The organism is Halorubrum sp. Hd13 (genome assembly GCF_002252755.1).
GTDB lineage: Archaea > Halobacteriota > Halobacteria > Halobacteriales > Haloferacaceae > Halorubrum.
Genome location: NZ_NHOY01000074.1, coordinates 1 through 12,939, shown reverse-complemented (window position 1 = coordinate 12,939; position 12,939 = coordinate 1). Strand labels below are relative to the sequence as shown.

The 12,939-nt window shown below is 67.9% G+C and carries 14 protein-coding genes; 7 read left to right on the top strand and 7 right to left on the bottom strand.

Features of this window, described 5'->3' with window-relative positions; all coding sequences use genetic code 11:
• Positions 1-428: 428 nt before the first annotated feature.
• Positions 429-2,033 carry a phosphoglycerate dehydrogenase gene (serA, locus tag DJ81_RS10200; protein ID WP_094589542.1) on the bottom strand — a complete coding sequence of 535 codons (1,605 nt, stop codon included), beginning with the start codon at positions 2,031-2,033 and terminating at the stop codon, positions 429-431.
• A 214-nt stretch (positions 2,034-2,247) separates the two neighbouring features.
• Between serA and DJ81_RS10195 the strand changes: the two genes are divergently transcribed.
• Positions 2,248-3,585, top strand: a complete 1,338-nt coding sequence (locus tag DJ81_RS10195; protein WP_094525248.1) for a hemolysin family protein — start codon at positions 2,248-2,250, stop codon at positions 3,583-3,585.
• Between the two features lie 22 nt (positions 3,586-3,607).
• Here the strand turns inward: DJ81_RS10195 and thpR are convergent, their stop codons facing one another.
• Entirely contained in the window at positions 3,608-4,201 is a 594-nt protein-coding gene (gene thpR, locus DJ81_RS10190) for an RNA 2',3'-cyclic phosphodiesterase (RefSeq protein WP_094589540.1), read from the bottom strand.
• A 271-nt stretch (positions 4,202-4,472) separates the two neighbouring features.
• On the opposite strand from thpR, the gene DJ81_RS10185 reads away from it, so the two are divergent.
• The 4 genes from DJ81_RS10185 (at position 4,473) to DJ81_RS10170 (ending at position 7,992) form a co-directional block, all read left to right on the top strand.
• On the top strand, positions 4,473-4,892 hold the full coding sequence (locus DJ81_RS10185) for a hypothetical protein (protein WP_094589538.1): 420 nt from the start codon (positions 4,473-4,475) through the stop codon (positions 4,890-4,892).
• A gap of 106 nt (positions 4,893-4,998) precedes the next feature.
• The gene (locus DJ81_RS20000; RefSeq protein ID WP_275542428.1) at positions 4,999-5,739 is read left to right on the top strand and encodes an HU family DNA-binding protein; all 741 of its coding nucleotides are present in this window, start codon (positions 4,999-5,001) and stop codon (positions 5,737-5,739) included.
• 572 nt (positions 5,740-6,311) lie between these two features.
• The gene (locus tag DJ81_RS10175) at positions 6,312-7,532 is read left to right on the top strand and encodes an MFS transporter (protein ID WP_170938290.1); all 1,221 of its coding nucleotides are present in this window, start codon (positions 6,312-6,314) and stop codon (positions 7,530-7,532) included.
• Positions 7,533-7,602: 70 nt separating this feature from the next.
• Positions 7,603-7,992: a CopG family ribbon-helix-helix protein gene (locus DJ81_RS10170; RefSeq protein WP_094525245.1), complete on the top strand. Its 390-nt coding sequence runs from the start codon at positions 7,603-7,605 to the stop codon at positions 7,990-7,992.
• Between the two features lie 29 nt (positions 7,993-8,021).
• On the opposite strand, the gene DJ81_RS10165 is transcribed toward DJ81_RS10170, so the two are convergent.
• Positions 8,022-8,336, bottom strand: coding sequence for a hypothetical protein (locus DJ81_RS10165; protein ID WP_249269113.1), 315 nt, complete (start codon positions 8,334-8,336; stop codon positions 8,022-8,024).
• A gap of 354 nt (positions 8,337-8,690) precedes the next feature.
• On the opposite strand from DJ81_RS10165, the gene DJ81_RS10160 reads away from it, so the two are divergent.
• Positions 8,691-8,948, top strand: a complete 258-nt coding sequence (locus tag DJ81_RS10160; protein ID WP_094525243.1) for a hypothetical protein — start codon at positions 8,691-8,693, stop codon at positions 8,946-8,948.
• 28 nt (positions 8,949-8,976) lie between these two features.
• On the opposite strand, the gene DJ81_RS10155 is transcribed toward DJ81_RS10160, so the two are convergent.
• Positions 8,977-9,726, bottom strand: coding sequence for a TrkA C-terminal domain-containing protein (locus DJ81_RS10155; protein WP_094525242.1), 750 nt, complete (start codon positions 9,724-9,726; stop codon positions 8,977-8,979).
• 305 nt (positions 9,727-10,031) lie between these two features.
• Here DJ81_RS10155 and DJ81_RS10150 point away from each other — a divergent pair, with 305 nt between their 5' ends.
• Complete coding sequence (locus DJ81_RS10150) at positions 10,032-11,141, top strand: alanine--glyoxylate aminotransferase family protein (protein WP_094589544.1); 1,110 nt, start codon at positions 10,032-10,034, stop codon at positions 11,139-11,141.
• Between the two features lie 30 nt (positions 11,142-11,171).
• Here DJ81_RS10150 and DJ81_RS10145 read toward each other — a convergent pair whose 3' ends face one another.
• The 3 genes from DJ81_RS10145 to DJ81_RS10135 are packed head-to-tail and all read right to left on the bottom strand — an operon-like array spanning position 11,172 to position 12,730.
• The gene (locus tag DJ81_RS10145; protein ID WP_094527551.1) at positions 11,172-11,498 is read right to left on the bottom strand and encodes a hypothetical protein; all 327 of its coding nucleotides are present in this window, start codon (positions 11,496-11,498) and stop codon (positions 11,172-11,174) included.
• Between the two features lie 10 nt (positions 11,499-11,508).
• Entirely contained in the window at positions 11,509-11,808 is a 300-nt protein-coding gene (locus DJ81_RS10140) for a DUF424 domain-containing protein (protein WP_094527584.1), read from the bottom strand.
• Positions 11,809-11,830: 22 nt separating this feature from the next.
• Entirely contained in the window at positions 11,831-12,730 is a 900-nt protein-coding gene (locus DJ81_RS10135; protein ID WP_094527550.1) for a tetratricopeptide repeat protein, read from the bottom strand.
• Between the last annotated feature and the right edge of the window lie 209 nt (positions 12,731-12,939).

Sequence of the window (12,939 nt, the reverse complement as noted above, 5' to 3'; positions counted from 1 at the left end):
GAGGGGGACGCCGAGAGCGTCACGCTCAGTACGTTGGTCTCGTCGGGTGGCTCCCGAGTCAACAGATCGACACAGGCGCGATCGTCCGGAGAGTCGTCTGACGGAGCGAGGAGGAGGATCGACGACGATTCGGTGAGGTGTTCATTGAGCGATTGATACGACTCTGTCACTGCCCTCCTGTCACCAACTGATTGAAATAAGCTTGTCGCTGATTCGGTAGTTTTGGTATCGCGACTGGTACGCTCGGGGACACATCGACCCATCGCGAGGCCGGAATTCGGTACTTCAGCCGTCTGCAGTCGGCGAACAGCGGTCCGGATCCGCTTCGCGCGCTCGTTGCGCGGCGTGACTTCTCGGGGGTCGCGGTCGCGCCGCGCGACTCTTCGGTAACTGCGACGGCGCCGCCCTACCGAGCCGCTACCGGGCCGTCAATCGGCCTGTCGCTCGTCGGCGTCGTCCAGCGTGATCTCGGTGACTTCGACGATCCGGTCGTCGTCGAGCAGCGTCTCGATCACGGGTTCGGGAACGTCGTGGTCGAGGTTGTAGACGGTGAGCGCCTCGCCGCCCAGCGTCTCGCGGGCGTTGTACATCCCGGCGATGTTAACGTCGTGGTCGCCGAGGACGGTGCCGATGAGGCCGATGACGCCGGGCTCGTCGGTGTTGCGCGCGACCAGCATGTGGCCGTACGGGACCGCGTCGACGCGGAAGCCGTCGATCCGGACGATCCGGGGGTCCTCGCCGGCGAACAGGGTGCCCTCGACCGCGATGGAGTCGTCCCCGTTGTAGACGGTGACGCGCACGAGGCTCTGGAAGTCCTCCGTCTGGCGGGTCTTCGACTCGGTCACGTCGATGCCGCGCTCCTCGGCGAGGCGCGGCGCGTTCACCGCGTTCACCTGCCACTCCAGCGGCTCGAACACGCCCTTCAGCGCGCTCGCGGTGACGAGCTCGACGTCCTCCTCGGCGATGTCGCCCTCGTAGGTCGCCTCAACGCTCGTGATGCGACCGTCGAGCAGTTGGGCGGCGACCTTGCCGGCGGTCTCGGCGACGTCGATGTACGGCTTGATCCGCGGGAAGGCCGTCTCGTCGACGGAGGGCGCGTTGAGCGCGGTGAGTACCGGCTCGTCGTCGAACGCCGCGAGGACGGCCTCCGCGGTGTCGACGGCGACGTTCTCCTGGGCCGCCTCGGTCGAGGCGCCGAGGTGCGGCGTGACGACGATCTCCTCGACGTCGAGCAGCGGCGAGTCCTGCGACAGCGGCTCCTCGGCGAATGAGTCGAGCGCGGCGCCCGCGAGGACGCCGTCGTCGACCGCCTCGGCGAGGGCGTCCTCGTCGACGATCCCGCCGCGGGCGCAGTTGATGAGGTAGCCGCCCTCCAGCTGCGCCAGCTCGTCCTCGCCGATCATCCCCTCGGTCTCGGGGAGGAGCGGGGTGTGAACCGTCGCGAAGTCGCCGCGCGCGAGCGCCTCGTGGAGGTCCTCGACGAGCTCGGCGCCCAGCCGGTCGGCGCGCTCCTCGGAGATGTACGGGTCGTAGACGACCAGGTCCATCCCAAGCGAGTCGAGCCGCTTGGCGACCTCTTGGCCGACGCGACCGAGCCCGACGATGGTGAGCATCTTGTTGTTCACCTCGGTGCCGAGGAACTCGCCTTTGGCCCACTCGCCGCCGAGGAGGCGGCCGTGCGCCTGCGGGATCGAGCGCGCGACGGCGAACGTCATCGCGACGGTGTGTTCGGCCGCGGCCCGGACGTTCCCGTCGGGCGCGTTGGCGACGATGACCCCGTGGTCCGTGGCGGCCTCGATGTCGATGTTGTCGACCCCGATCCCCGCGCGACCGACGATGACGAGCTCGGGGGCGGCCTCGAAGACGGTCTCGGTGACTTCGGTTCCCGAGCGGACGATGAGCGCGTTGGCGTCGCTCACGGCGTCGAGGAGGGCTTCCCCCTCGACGTCGTAGTCCGTTTCGACCTCGTGGCCGGCGTCTCGGAGTCGGTCCAACCCCGCGTCCGCGATGGGGTCGGTCACGAGTACCTTCATGTCCGTATCCACCGGCGGCGCGAGGTTAACGCTTTCCTCATCGCGCCGTTTTGCCGTCCGATATGATCCGCGATCGTGCGCATCTAACCCCCTCGTTTCCGGTGGAAAATCCTCGTTCGTGCTTACCCGATCGCGGTCGAGTGAACCGCCGCGGTCCCCGGTCGGACCGCGGGCGCGGCGGTACTGCCTTTTATATCCGGCCGCACGGGCACACATGGACATCACGATCGCGTTCGCCGGGGTGGCCGCGATCCTCGTGCTGACGGGGGTCAGCGCCTTCTTCTCCAGCTCGGAGCTGGCCGTCTTCTCGGTGCCGACCCACCGGGTCGACTCGCTGCTGGCCGCCGACGTGCCCGGCGCGCGGGCGCTCTCGGCGCTTCGCGAGGACTCGCACCGCTTCCTCGTCACGGCCCTCGTGAGCAACAACGTCGCCAACATCGCGGCCGCCTCGGTCGCGACCGCGGTGTTCGTCCGGTTCGGCTTCTCCGGGGGGCAGGCCGCGACCGGGTCGACGCTCGTCACGAGCGTCTTCGTCATCGTCTTCGGCGAGATCGCGCCGAAGTCGTACGCGGTCGCGAACGCCGAGAAGCACGCGCTCCGCGTCTCCCGCCCCGTCGTCGCGATCCAACGGGTCATCCGGCCCGTGCTCTACGTCTTCGAGGCGCTCTCCGGCGTCGTCAACCGGTTCACCGGCGGCGAGCCCGACATCGAGTCGTACCTCACCCGCGAGGAGATCGAGACGCTCGTGCTCTCGGGGCAGGCGGCGGGCGCGATCGACCCCGAGGAGGGCGCGATGATACGCGGCGTCCTCGACCTGGAGTCGACGCGCGTCTCCGCGGTGATGGTCCCGCGCACGGACATGGTGGCGATCCCGGACACCGCGACCCCGGCCGACGCGCTCTCGACCGCCGGGCGCGAGGGCGTCACCCGGATGCCCGTCTACGGCGAGAACCGCGACGACGTGGTCGGGACCGTCGACGTGCGCGACGCCATCGGCGCCCACGAGCGGGGCGAGCCCCTCGCGAGCGCGCTCCGCGAGCCGACGTTCGTCCCCGAGACCCAGCCCGTCGACGAGCTGTTCGACGAGTTGCGGTCGACCGGCCGGCGGATGGCGATCGTCGTCGACGAGTTCGGCGCGGTCGTCGGGATCGTCACGCTGGCGGACGTCGTCGAAGAGATCGTCGGCGAGCTCGTGGGCCGATGGGAGGTCGATCACGTCGACGTGGTCGCGCCCGACGCCGCGGTCGTCCGCGGGTGGACCACCGTCGCGCACCTCAACGAGACGCTCGGGGTAGACCTCCCGGTCGGCGGCGGCGTCGACACGGTCGCGGGGCTGATCACCCAGCGAATGGGCCGGGTCGCGGCCGAGGGCGACCGCGTCGTCCTCGGGGACGTGTCGCTCACCGTCACCGGGGCGACCCCGACGCGGGTGACGCGGGTCCGAGTCGAGCACCCGGGAGCGAGGGCGGCGGCGAACGGGGAGGGGGAGCTCAATGATGAGGGCGACGGCGGCTCCGAGGGCGACGCCGACGACCCGAGGAACGCGGAGTGACGGGGGCGTCGGGAGGCCCTCGTCAGAGTTCGAACGACGCGACGGTGTCGTACACGGGTCCGTCGCTCGTCAGCGTCGACTTCACGAGGCGGACCGCGTCGGCCTCGAACCGTCCGATCTCGGGGTCGCGCTCGCGGACGACCTCCCGAACCAGTTCCTTCCCGCGGGCGTCGTTCATCCGGGCGAGCGTGACGTGCGGGGTGAACGCGTGCTCCTCCGGGTCGACGCCGATCGCGGTCGTCTCCGCCTCCAGCGACTCGTGGAGCGCGGTCAGCGCCGCGCTCCCCGCGCCGACCCCCGCCCAGACGACCGAGACGTAGTCGAGGCTCGGGAAGACGCCGAACCCCTCGATCGCGCACTCGAAGGGACCGACGCCGGCGTCGGCGACCGCGCGCTCGCCGGCCGCGATCACGTCGTCGAGCGGCGGCGCCTCTTCGTCCTCGGCGCTCCGGTCGGCGGCGTCCGCCTCGCCGATCTCGCCGAGGAACTTCAGCGTCACGTGCGCCCGGTCGGGGTCGACGAACCGCAGCCCGTCGGCGCCTTCGAACGCGGCCTGCGCGTCGGCGAGTGGCTCCGCGAGGTCGTCGGGAAGGTCGACGGCGAAGAAGGCTCGCATGATCGGAGTGGGATCGGTCGCGCTCGAACATAAATCGTCGACGACGCGGCGGGCGCCCGTCCCCCGCCGGCCGATCGATCGCGGGGAACCGGCCCCGTCGGAATCGCTCGCGGCCGATAGCTCGTCGCGGTCACGCCGCGGACGACGCGCGTATCGGTCGTCGGTTCGGTGCCCGCCCCGAGAGATTCGGAGCGATCGGGACGAGAGGACGTTCGATACGCCGTTTCATTCAATACGAAGACATTTCACTGCCGGCCCGGGAAGCGTTGCCATGCAGAGAAGACAACTCCTACGCGGGGCCGGCGGGTGTCTCGCCGCTGTCTCGCTCGCCGGCTGTGCGGGCGCCCTCTCGAGCGGCGACCGGGACCCCGAATACCCGGGCGGGACGCTAATCGTAACGAACACCGGTGACGACGCCGTGCCGGTCGCGGTACGTACGAAACTCGACACGTACGACGCCTCGCTCGACACCGCCGTCGCCGGTGGAGAGACGATCGTCCGTCGGGAGTTCGTCAGCGCCCGACAGGGCGATATCGTCACCCTCGAAGCGCTCCTCGGCGAGACCGGAGAGCGCCTCCGCTTTCAGTTCCTCCCCGAAGGGAGTGACGACAACCCGCCTGAGGTCGCCGAACTCACGTTCGAGAACGCCGTCGAGGCCAGTGCGAGCTGGGGCGCAACGGGCGGGACGTAGTCAGGTCCGGGCCCTCAAACTGCAGTCAGACCAGCGTTGGACACGACACAGTAACGCTCAGATGAATTTTCAGATATTTTATATAATCTCAGAGCGTGAGAGGGTTGTGAGTAAAGGTATCATGTCCCAAGACGAGCTCTCGCGGCGAACCGTACTGCGGAGGAGCGCTATCCTCTCGGCGTCCCTCGGACTGGGCGCGGTAGCGACGACCGGTCAGGCCGCGGCGATGAACAAAGCGGAACTGATCGAGGCGATGGCGAGCCACGCCGGACTGAGCAAGTCGGACGCGAAGCGGGCGCTCGACGCGTTCACCAGTGCGACGACGAACGCCTTGCAGAAGGGTGACAGCGCCGTACTGATCGGATTCGGATCGTTCAGTATCTCGAAGCGCTCCGCCCGGACGGGGCGAAATCCGAGGTCCCGAAACGGGCCCGCGGACGAGTCGCCGGTGACGTTCGACGCCTGCCCGGAGTTCGCGGCCGCCCTCGATCTCAACCCCGGTAAGGGCGACGAGGCCAGCGCCAGGTGCCGCGACGCCGACGTGGTGATCGACGCGGAGTACATCGCGATCGAAACGGGACGCGAATCGCGCGAGGGGGTATCGGCGAGCGACGCGGAGCGGGCGATCGAGGCGTTCGTCAGCGTGGCGACGGAGGCCCTGAAGAAAGGCGATCGGCTGTCGGTGGACGGGGGAGCGGACGAGAGCGAGGTGTTCGGCACGTTCAGCATCTCGAAGCGGTCCGCCCGGACCGGGCGAAACCCTCAGACCGGGAAAGAGATCCAGATCGCGGCGAAGAACGTGGTCGAGTTCAAGACGGGTGCCGAACTCTCGAAGGCCGTCAACTGAAACGGTCGCGGCGTGTCACCCCTGAGACCGGTCTCCGCGTCGTCAAACGAGCGACGACCCCGGTCCGGGAAACCGACCGACTTCTCGTCTCTGCGAGTCGCCCCGCACGAGTCTCGGCGTTCCCCTCTGAACTGGCGGAACCTCTCATACGCAACTCCCAGGCGTCTGCTATCGGCCAATTCGGGATGTATCCGAGGAACCCGACGGAACCCTCGTGCCGACTCCATCCCCCGCATCGGTCACCCCCCTACCGACGGCCGCCGCGCCGTTCGACGGGGCGATACTACATACGGGGCCGCATCCTGCGAGGAACTCCCACCCGCTTTCGCAAGTAACTCTCTCGGGACAGCGGCTGCGGCGAGCGTCCGACCGTCGCGACCGATACGCAGTCTACCGGCCTCACGCCGCCGTGAACCGCGCAGACCGCTCGTCGGCACACCGGCCGTTCGGTACTTCGAGCCGCCGAACGGCCGACACCCGACCCCGGCTCTACTCGCCCGATGCGCTCGTATTACGAATTCGCGGTCCGATCATAACACAACAACCATCTCGGCGGAATCGCCATCCGAAGTATGGCCGTTCCCCTCGGGCGTTCCGCCGCTCTCCCTCCGCGGAGCGTCCTGAAGTATTACCTCTACAAGTCGACCAAGGCCGTCGAATTCTACCGCCCGATCATGTATCTCTTCTTCCTCGCACAGGGACTCGATTTCACGCAGATCGCGGTCCTCGAAGCGGTATACAACCTGACGACGCTGCTGGGTGAAATTCCGACGGGCTACGTCGGCGACCGCGTCGGTCGGCGCAACAGTCTCCTGACCGGCACCGCGCTCATCTCGCTCACGCTGCTCGGAATCGGACTCTCCGGTTCGTTCCGGGCGCTCGTGGCGCTGTACGTCTGCTGGTCGATGGGCTACAACTTCCGCTCGGGGAGCGAAGACGCCTGGCTGTACGACACGCTCACCGACGACCTCTCCGAAGACGAGTTCGCGCACGTCCGCGGACGCGGGGAGTCGGTCGCGCTGGCGATCGGCGCCGGTGCGGCCGTCGTCGGGGGGTATCTCGGCAGCATCGACCTGTCGTATCCGTGGTTCGTCGCCGCGGGAGTGACGGCGCTCGGCGTGGTCGTTCTCCTGACGATAGACGAGCCCGAGACCTACGAACGGGCCGACACCGCGACGCTGAGCTTTCGCCGCACGCTGTCGATCATCCGGCGAACGGTCTCGGAGCGGAACGTCCGGGCGTTCGTGCTGTATTACTACGTCGTCTACGCGGCGGTGACGTACCTCGTGTTCGTCTTCCTCCAGCCGATCTTCGAGACGATCGTCCTCGACTTCGGCGTCTCGCAGTCGGCGGTGCGGTCGCTGCTCGGGTGGTTCTACTCGGCGTACAGTCTCGTCGGCGCCGGACTGAGCTACTACACCGGAGCGATCCGCGCCCGTCTGGGGCTCCGGACGTGGTTCCTGTGGCTGCCCTTCGTCGTGGGCGGCGCGCTGGTGGGCATGTACTTCGTTCCGGTGCTCGCGCTCCCGACGTTCCTGCTGATCCGCGGGCTCTCCGACGTGACGCGGTCGTTCGCCGGCCAGTACATCAACGACCGCACCGAGACGGCGGGCCGTGCGACCGTGCTCAGCGCGATGGCGATGGTCAGTGGACTCGCGGTCGTGCCCTTCCAGCTCGGGAGCGGCGTCATCTCCGACGCCGTCTCCCCGCTGTTCGCGCTCGCCGCGGCCGGCGTCGTCCTCATCGTCAGCTCGACCGGTATCCTGCTCTGGGAAGCGCCGATCGAGGGGTAGCCGCCGCCGCGTTCGCCGCACGGAGACCGCGTACTCGGAACTCTTGTACGAGCGCCCCGAACGACGCCCGATGCGAACGAGTTTGAACATCCCGGACGCGGTCGTCGACGAGTTCGATCAGGTCTGGCGCGACGAGGGACTGGACAATCGGTCACGAGCGGTTCGCGAGGCCATACAGGAGTACATCGAGTCGCACTCCCGACTCGAGGACCTCAGCGAGGACGTCATCGCGCTCGTCGCCTTCGACTACCGCCACCACGAGGTGATCGGCGAGCTCCACGGCGTCCAACACGACTATCAGGACGTGATCCGCAACACGAGTCACACGCACCAGGGGGAGTGGTGTCTCGAGTCCCTGTTCTGTCAGGGGACCGGCGAACGCGTCCGGGAATTAACGTATCGGCTCCGTGACTTCGACGGCGTGAACCGAGTGAAAGTGATGGTGATTCGAGACGACTGAGCCCGGGATACGCCCGTGAAATCGCCCGCTCAATCCGCCGCCGTCGCCGCGTTCCCGGCCGACTCGGACGGTGCGTTCAGATAGAGATAGATCAACGTGAGGATCAGGACGACTTGGACCGCCTTGTCGACGTAGTCGATCGCCCCATATTCCGACTTGGCCACGATCCAGAGGGGGAACTGCACGGCGGTGTACGGAATCCCGATGAGATAGAGCAGGCGACGCCGATAGTCGAGCGAAAACAGCGCAATCGAACCGGCGTAGCCGACCCCCGCAAGCGCCACCGGTGCCCGCCCTTCGACGACGCCAGCGTACACGTGAAGAACGCCAGTGATGGCGGCCAACGCGATTGCAACCCACTGGAGCCGAGTGAGCGATCCGCTCCTCCCTACCGAGCTATTTTGCATATCTTTCACAATACTACTCTGTCGGGCCTTTAGATAAGGACTGTTATTATCCGACCCCGGGCTCCGTCATACGACGCTCCGTACTCGTCTCCCGCGGACGGCCTTCGATGGTCCGCGGACAGCCCTTGATGGCCTACAGACGGCCCTCGATGAGCTCGGAGGCGGTTTCGACGAGCCGGACACCGGAACCGCGATAACGCGTCCCTGCGGGCGGGCCCCCTCGCCGCCGCGGCTCACGTCGACCGCGCATCGCGGCGACACGCATTAGCGCCCCGGACCCCTACCCGGCGTATGGCCTCGGAGTCGTGCGACGTCTGCGAGCGGTCCGTCAGGATCGCCGGCGGGATCGGCGACCTGTGGAACTTCGCGTTCGAGTCGACGCAGGGGATGACCCTCGAACTGACGGACGGCGCCGAGTTCTTCCTCTGTTTCGACTGCATGGAGTCGCTCCCGGACGACCACGAACCCACCGAGGGGGACGTCGTCGACCTCCGCGAGCGGACCGACCCCGTCGAGGAGGACGGGAACGACTTCTGGCACTGGCGCTGAGGCTCCGCCGCCGGCGACCGGTCCGAACTCACTTCCGCGGCGTGCCGAACGCCCCCAGCGAGCCCTGCTCGAACGGGGCCTTCGAGAGCAGGGAGACGATGTCGCCGGCTCGGAAGGTAGTCTGCCCCTTCGGCGTGAGCATGTCGCCCTCGCGTTCGATGCCGACGACGTGCGTGTCGGGGGAGAGATGTCCCTCGTCGACCGCTTGCTCGATGGTTTTGCCCGCGATTTCGGCGTCCTCCGAGACGGAGAACTCGGCGACTTCGGCGTCGCCCGCGAGGCTCATGAAGTCGGTCAGCGACGGCCCTTTCGAGACGGTCTCGGGACCGAACGGATCGTACGGTCTGTGGTACTCCCCCTGCATCACGCTCTCGTCTTCGATCCGTAGCCCGAGGTCGGAGAGCTCCCCGGCGACGTGGTTGATGTCGTCCGTGTCGGCGCCGACGACGGTCACGAGGAGGTTGCCCGAACCGGACATCAGCTCTTGGACGGTGACGACTCCCGAGACGTCCAACGCCGACTGGGCGACCTGCGTCCGGTCCGGAATCGGCGCCGTGCACCTGAACAGGTAGGTGATGTACCCGTCGATCGACTTGTAGTCGATGTCGGCCAGGTAGCTTCGGAGAATTCCCCGGTCCTCGAGTTGGTCGATCCGGTTCCGGATCGTCGCCGGCGTCACCCCCATCTCCTCGGCGATGTCCGACGTCGCCGTGTTCCGCGCGTTCACCGCGAAGTAGTAGAGGACGCGCTTGTCTATCTCATCGAGGCGGTGTCCCATACTCGAACTACTGCCAGACGGCACAAAGAATTTCGCACGACGACGAGTTCGCCGGCCCGCACCCTCACCGGTGCCGGTCCGTCGACTCGGGCTCGGATCGCCTTTCGGCACTCAGTACGAGACGCGTCCGATCGCCGGCACGAGACGCGTCCGATCGCCGGCACGAGACGCGTCCGATCGCCGGCATCAGAGGCATCCGATCGCCGGCACGTGACGCGTCTGACCTCCGATCGACGCCCTCGTTTTGAGCGGATCATAAGGACCATACCGTCTCGCGACCCGGTACCATTCGACAGGTGGATCCCGTGACGAAGAAACGCGAATACCGAGACGACTACGACGACAAGACGCTGTACATCCCCGGGCCGACGGAGGTCCGCGACGACGTCATCGAGGCGATGACGGAGTCGACGTTCGGGCACCGGATGGGCCGGATGACCGACCTGTACACGACCATCGTCGAGGACACGAAGGAGTTCCTCGGCACCGACAACGACGTGATCATCCTCACCGCCTCCGGGACGGAGTTCTGGGAGGCGTCGACGCTGAACCTCGTCGACGAGCGCGTCCTGGTGCCGACCTGCGGGAGCTTCAGCGAGCGCTACGCCAACGTCGCCGAGCGGCTCGGCAAGGACGTCACCCGGCTGGAGTACGAGTGGGGCGACGCGGTCAAGCCCGAGGACGTCCGCGACGCCCTCGAAGCCAGCGACGAGGGGTACGACATGGTCGCGGGCGTGATGAACGAGTCGTCGACGGGCGTCCGCAACCCCATCGAGGAGATGGGCGACGTCATCAGCGAGTACCCGGACACCTACTTCGCCGTCGACGCCGTCTCGTCGCTCGGCGGCGACTACGTCGACATCGAGGAGCACGACATCGACGTCATCTTCGCGTCCACACAGAAGGCGTTCGCGATGCCGCCGGGGCTCGCGGTCTGCGTCGTCAGCGACGACGCCTACGACCGCGAGGTCGAGAAGGGGGACTCCTCGTGGTACGGCGGCTTCCGGCGCGCCATCGACTACTACGACCGCAAGGGCCAGACCCACTCGACGCCCGCCATCCCGATCATGTTAGCGTACCGCAAGCAGATGAAGCGCATGCTCGACGAGGGCCACCGCGCCCGCGACGAGCGCCACCGGGAGATGATGGCGTACGTCCACGACTGGGCCGACGAGCACTTCGCGATGTTCCCCGAGACGGGGTACGAGTCGCAGACGGTCGCCTGCATCGAGAACACGCAAGGCATCGACGTCGCCGCGACGATCGAGGCGGTGAGCGAGGAGTACGACATGGCCTTCTCGAACGGGTACGGCGACATCGCCGAGGAGACGTTCCGCATCGGTCACATGGGCGAGCACACCGTCGAGAGCGTGACAGAACTCACCGACGCCATCGAAGACGTCGCTGACCTGTAGGCGGTCGCCTCGGTCTCTGCGTTACGGGGGTCACCCGTCCGCCCGCGGCTCGACCAAGTCGATCCGGTAGCGCCGCCCGCCGGCCGCCGTCTCCTCGACCGCGACGACGACGAACGAGTCGTCGCCGACGTCGACGATGTCGCCCGTCGAGAGTGGGCCGTCCGGTCCTGACTCGCCGCGCCGCCGACGGTTCCGGCGCTCCCGCTCGCCCGCCTCGCCCTCGCTCTCGCCGTCCACGGCCTCCGGCGAGACGCCGATAACGGCGCGCTCGGCGTCGATAGCGCGGTTCCAGAACGCGTCCGACGGCGGCCGCGGTTCCAGCAGCGCCGCGAGCTCCTCCCGTCCGAGTCGCTTCATACGACCCGACTCACAGCCAGAGCAGTTGTGCGTGTCGGGTCTCTCCGACCTCCAGCACCGTCTCCTCGTCGACGAGTCCGGCCTCGACCGCGACGCCGACGGCCTCGCTCCCGACGATGTTCGCGACCTGCGCGCGGCCGAGCCCGGCGACGACCTCCTCGGCGCTCGCCTCGACGGCGTCGTCGCCCCCGTAGAACTCCTCGGTGACGGCGAGGGTCACGTCGCCGTCCGCGTACGTCTCGCCGAGGCAGTCCGCGTCGCAGACGGAGACGAGCGTCCCCTCCGCGGTCTCGCGCTCGCGGAGGAGCATCTCGGAGCCCGCGTCGCCCATCTCAGAAGCCCTCGGGCCCCTCGCCTTGGAGCTCGCGCTCCGGGGCCTCGGTCGTCTCGCCGCGCTCGCCCGGTTGACCGCCGCGGCCGCCTCGGCCGCCCGCCTGGCCGCCGGAGCCGCCCCGCCCGCCGCGACCGCCCGGTCCGGGCGCCTGTCCGGTCTGTTCCTCGACCATCTGCCCTTCCGCCTCGCGGCGGATCTCGTCGGCGCGGTCGGCGACCTCCTCGGCCTGTTCGTGTTCGCCGGCCTCTTCGAGCGCGCGCGCCTTCTCTTCGAGGACGCCCGCGCTCCGGTAGCCGAGGCGGATCGCGTTGTCGAAGCAGGTGACGGCGTCCTCGGCGAGCCCGCGCTCGACCAGCATGAAGCCGCGGTTGTACCACGCCTCGGCGAAGCGCGGGTCGGTCTCGACGGCGCGCTCGGCGTGTTCGAGCGCCTGCTCGCTGCGGCCGAACTCCCAGAGCGCGTACGCGAGGTTGGTCTCGGCGGTCGCGGCGTGCTCCGACGAGTCGTCGATCCGCAGCGCCTCCTCGTAGGCCCCGATCGCCTCGTCGTACTCCTCCAGTTCGGCGTGGGCCGCGCCCTTGTTCACCCACGCCTCCTGGGCCTCCAGCGAGTCCTCCTCGGCGAAGTGGGCGGCGCGCTCGAACGTCTCCGTCGCCTCCTCGAAGCGGTTGATCCCCATGTACGAAAGGCCGACGTCCATGAGTCGCTCGACGTCGATGGCGTCGCTCTCGACGTTTCGCCTGTCGAGGATGTCGGTGAGGACGCGGGAGTCGACGGGGTCGACCGTGTTCGGGTCGGCGTCGATCTCCTCGGGGTCGAGGGTGAACTCCTCGTAGTCGGCGTCGACGCCCTGCCCCGCGGAGAACTCGTGGCGGTCGTCGTCGCGTTCGTCGGTCATATGCCGCAGTTTGACGGTCACGACGCGTAAGGGTTGCGTCGCCGACCGAACGGCTACGTAGTCGGCGTCGACGACGCGGTGGGCCCTCTAGATGCCGCAGTCGGTTATTTATAAATAAGTGACCAGTCCGCGGCGAACAATTTCAAAGCCTCAGCCGCTCGGCTGTATATCGTCTCTGAGGCGGTGAACAACTCCAAAGCCCCAGCCGC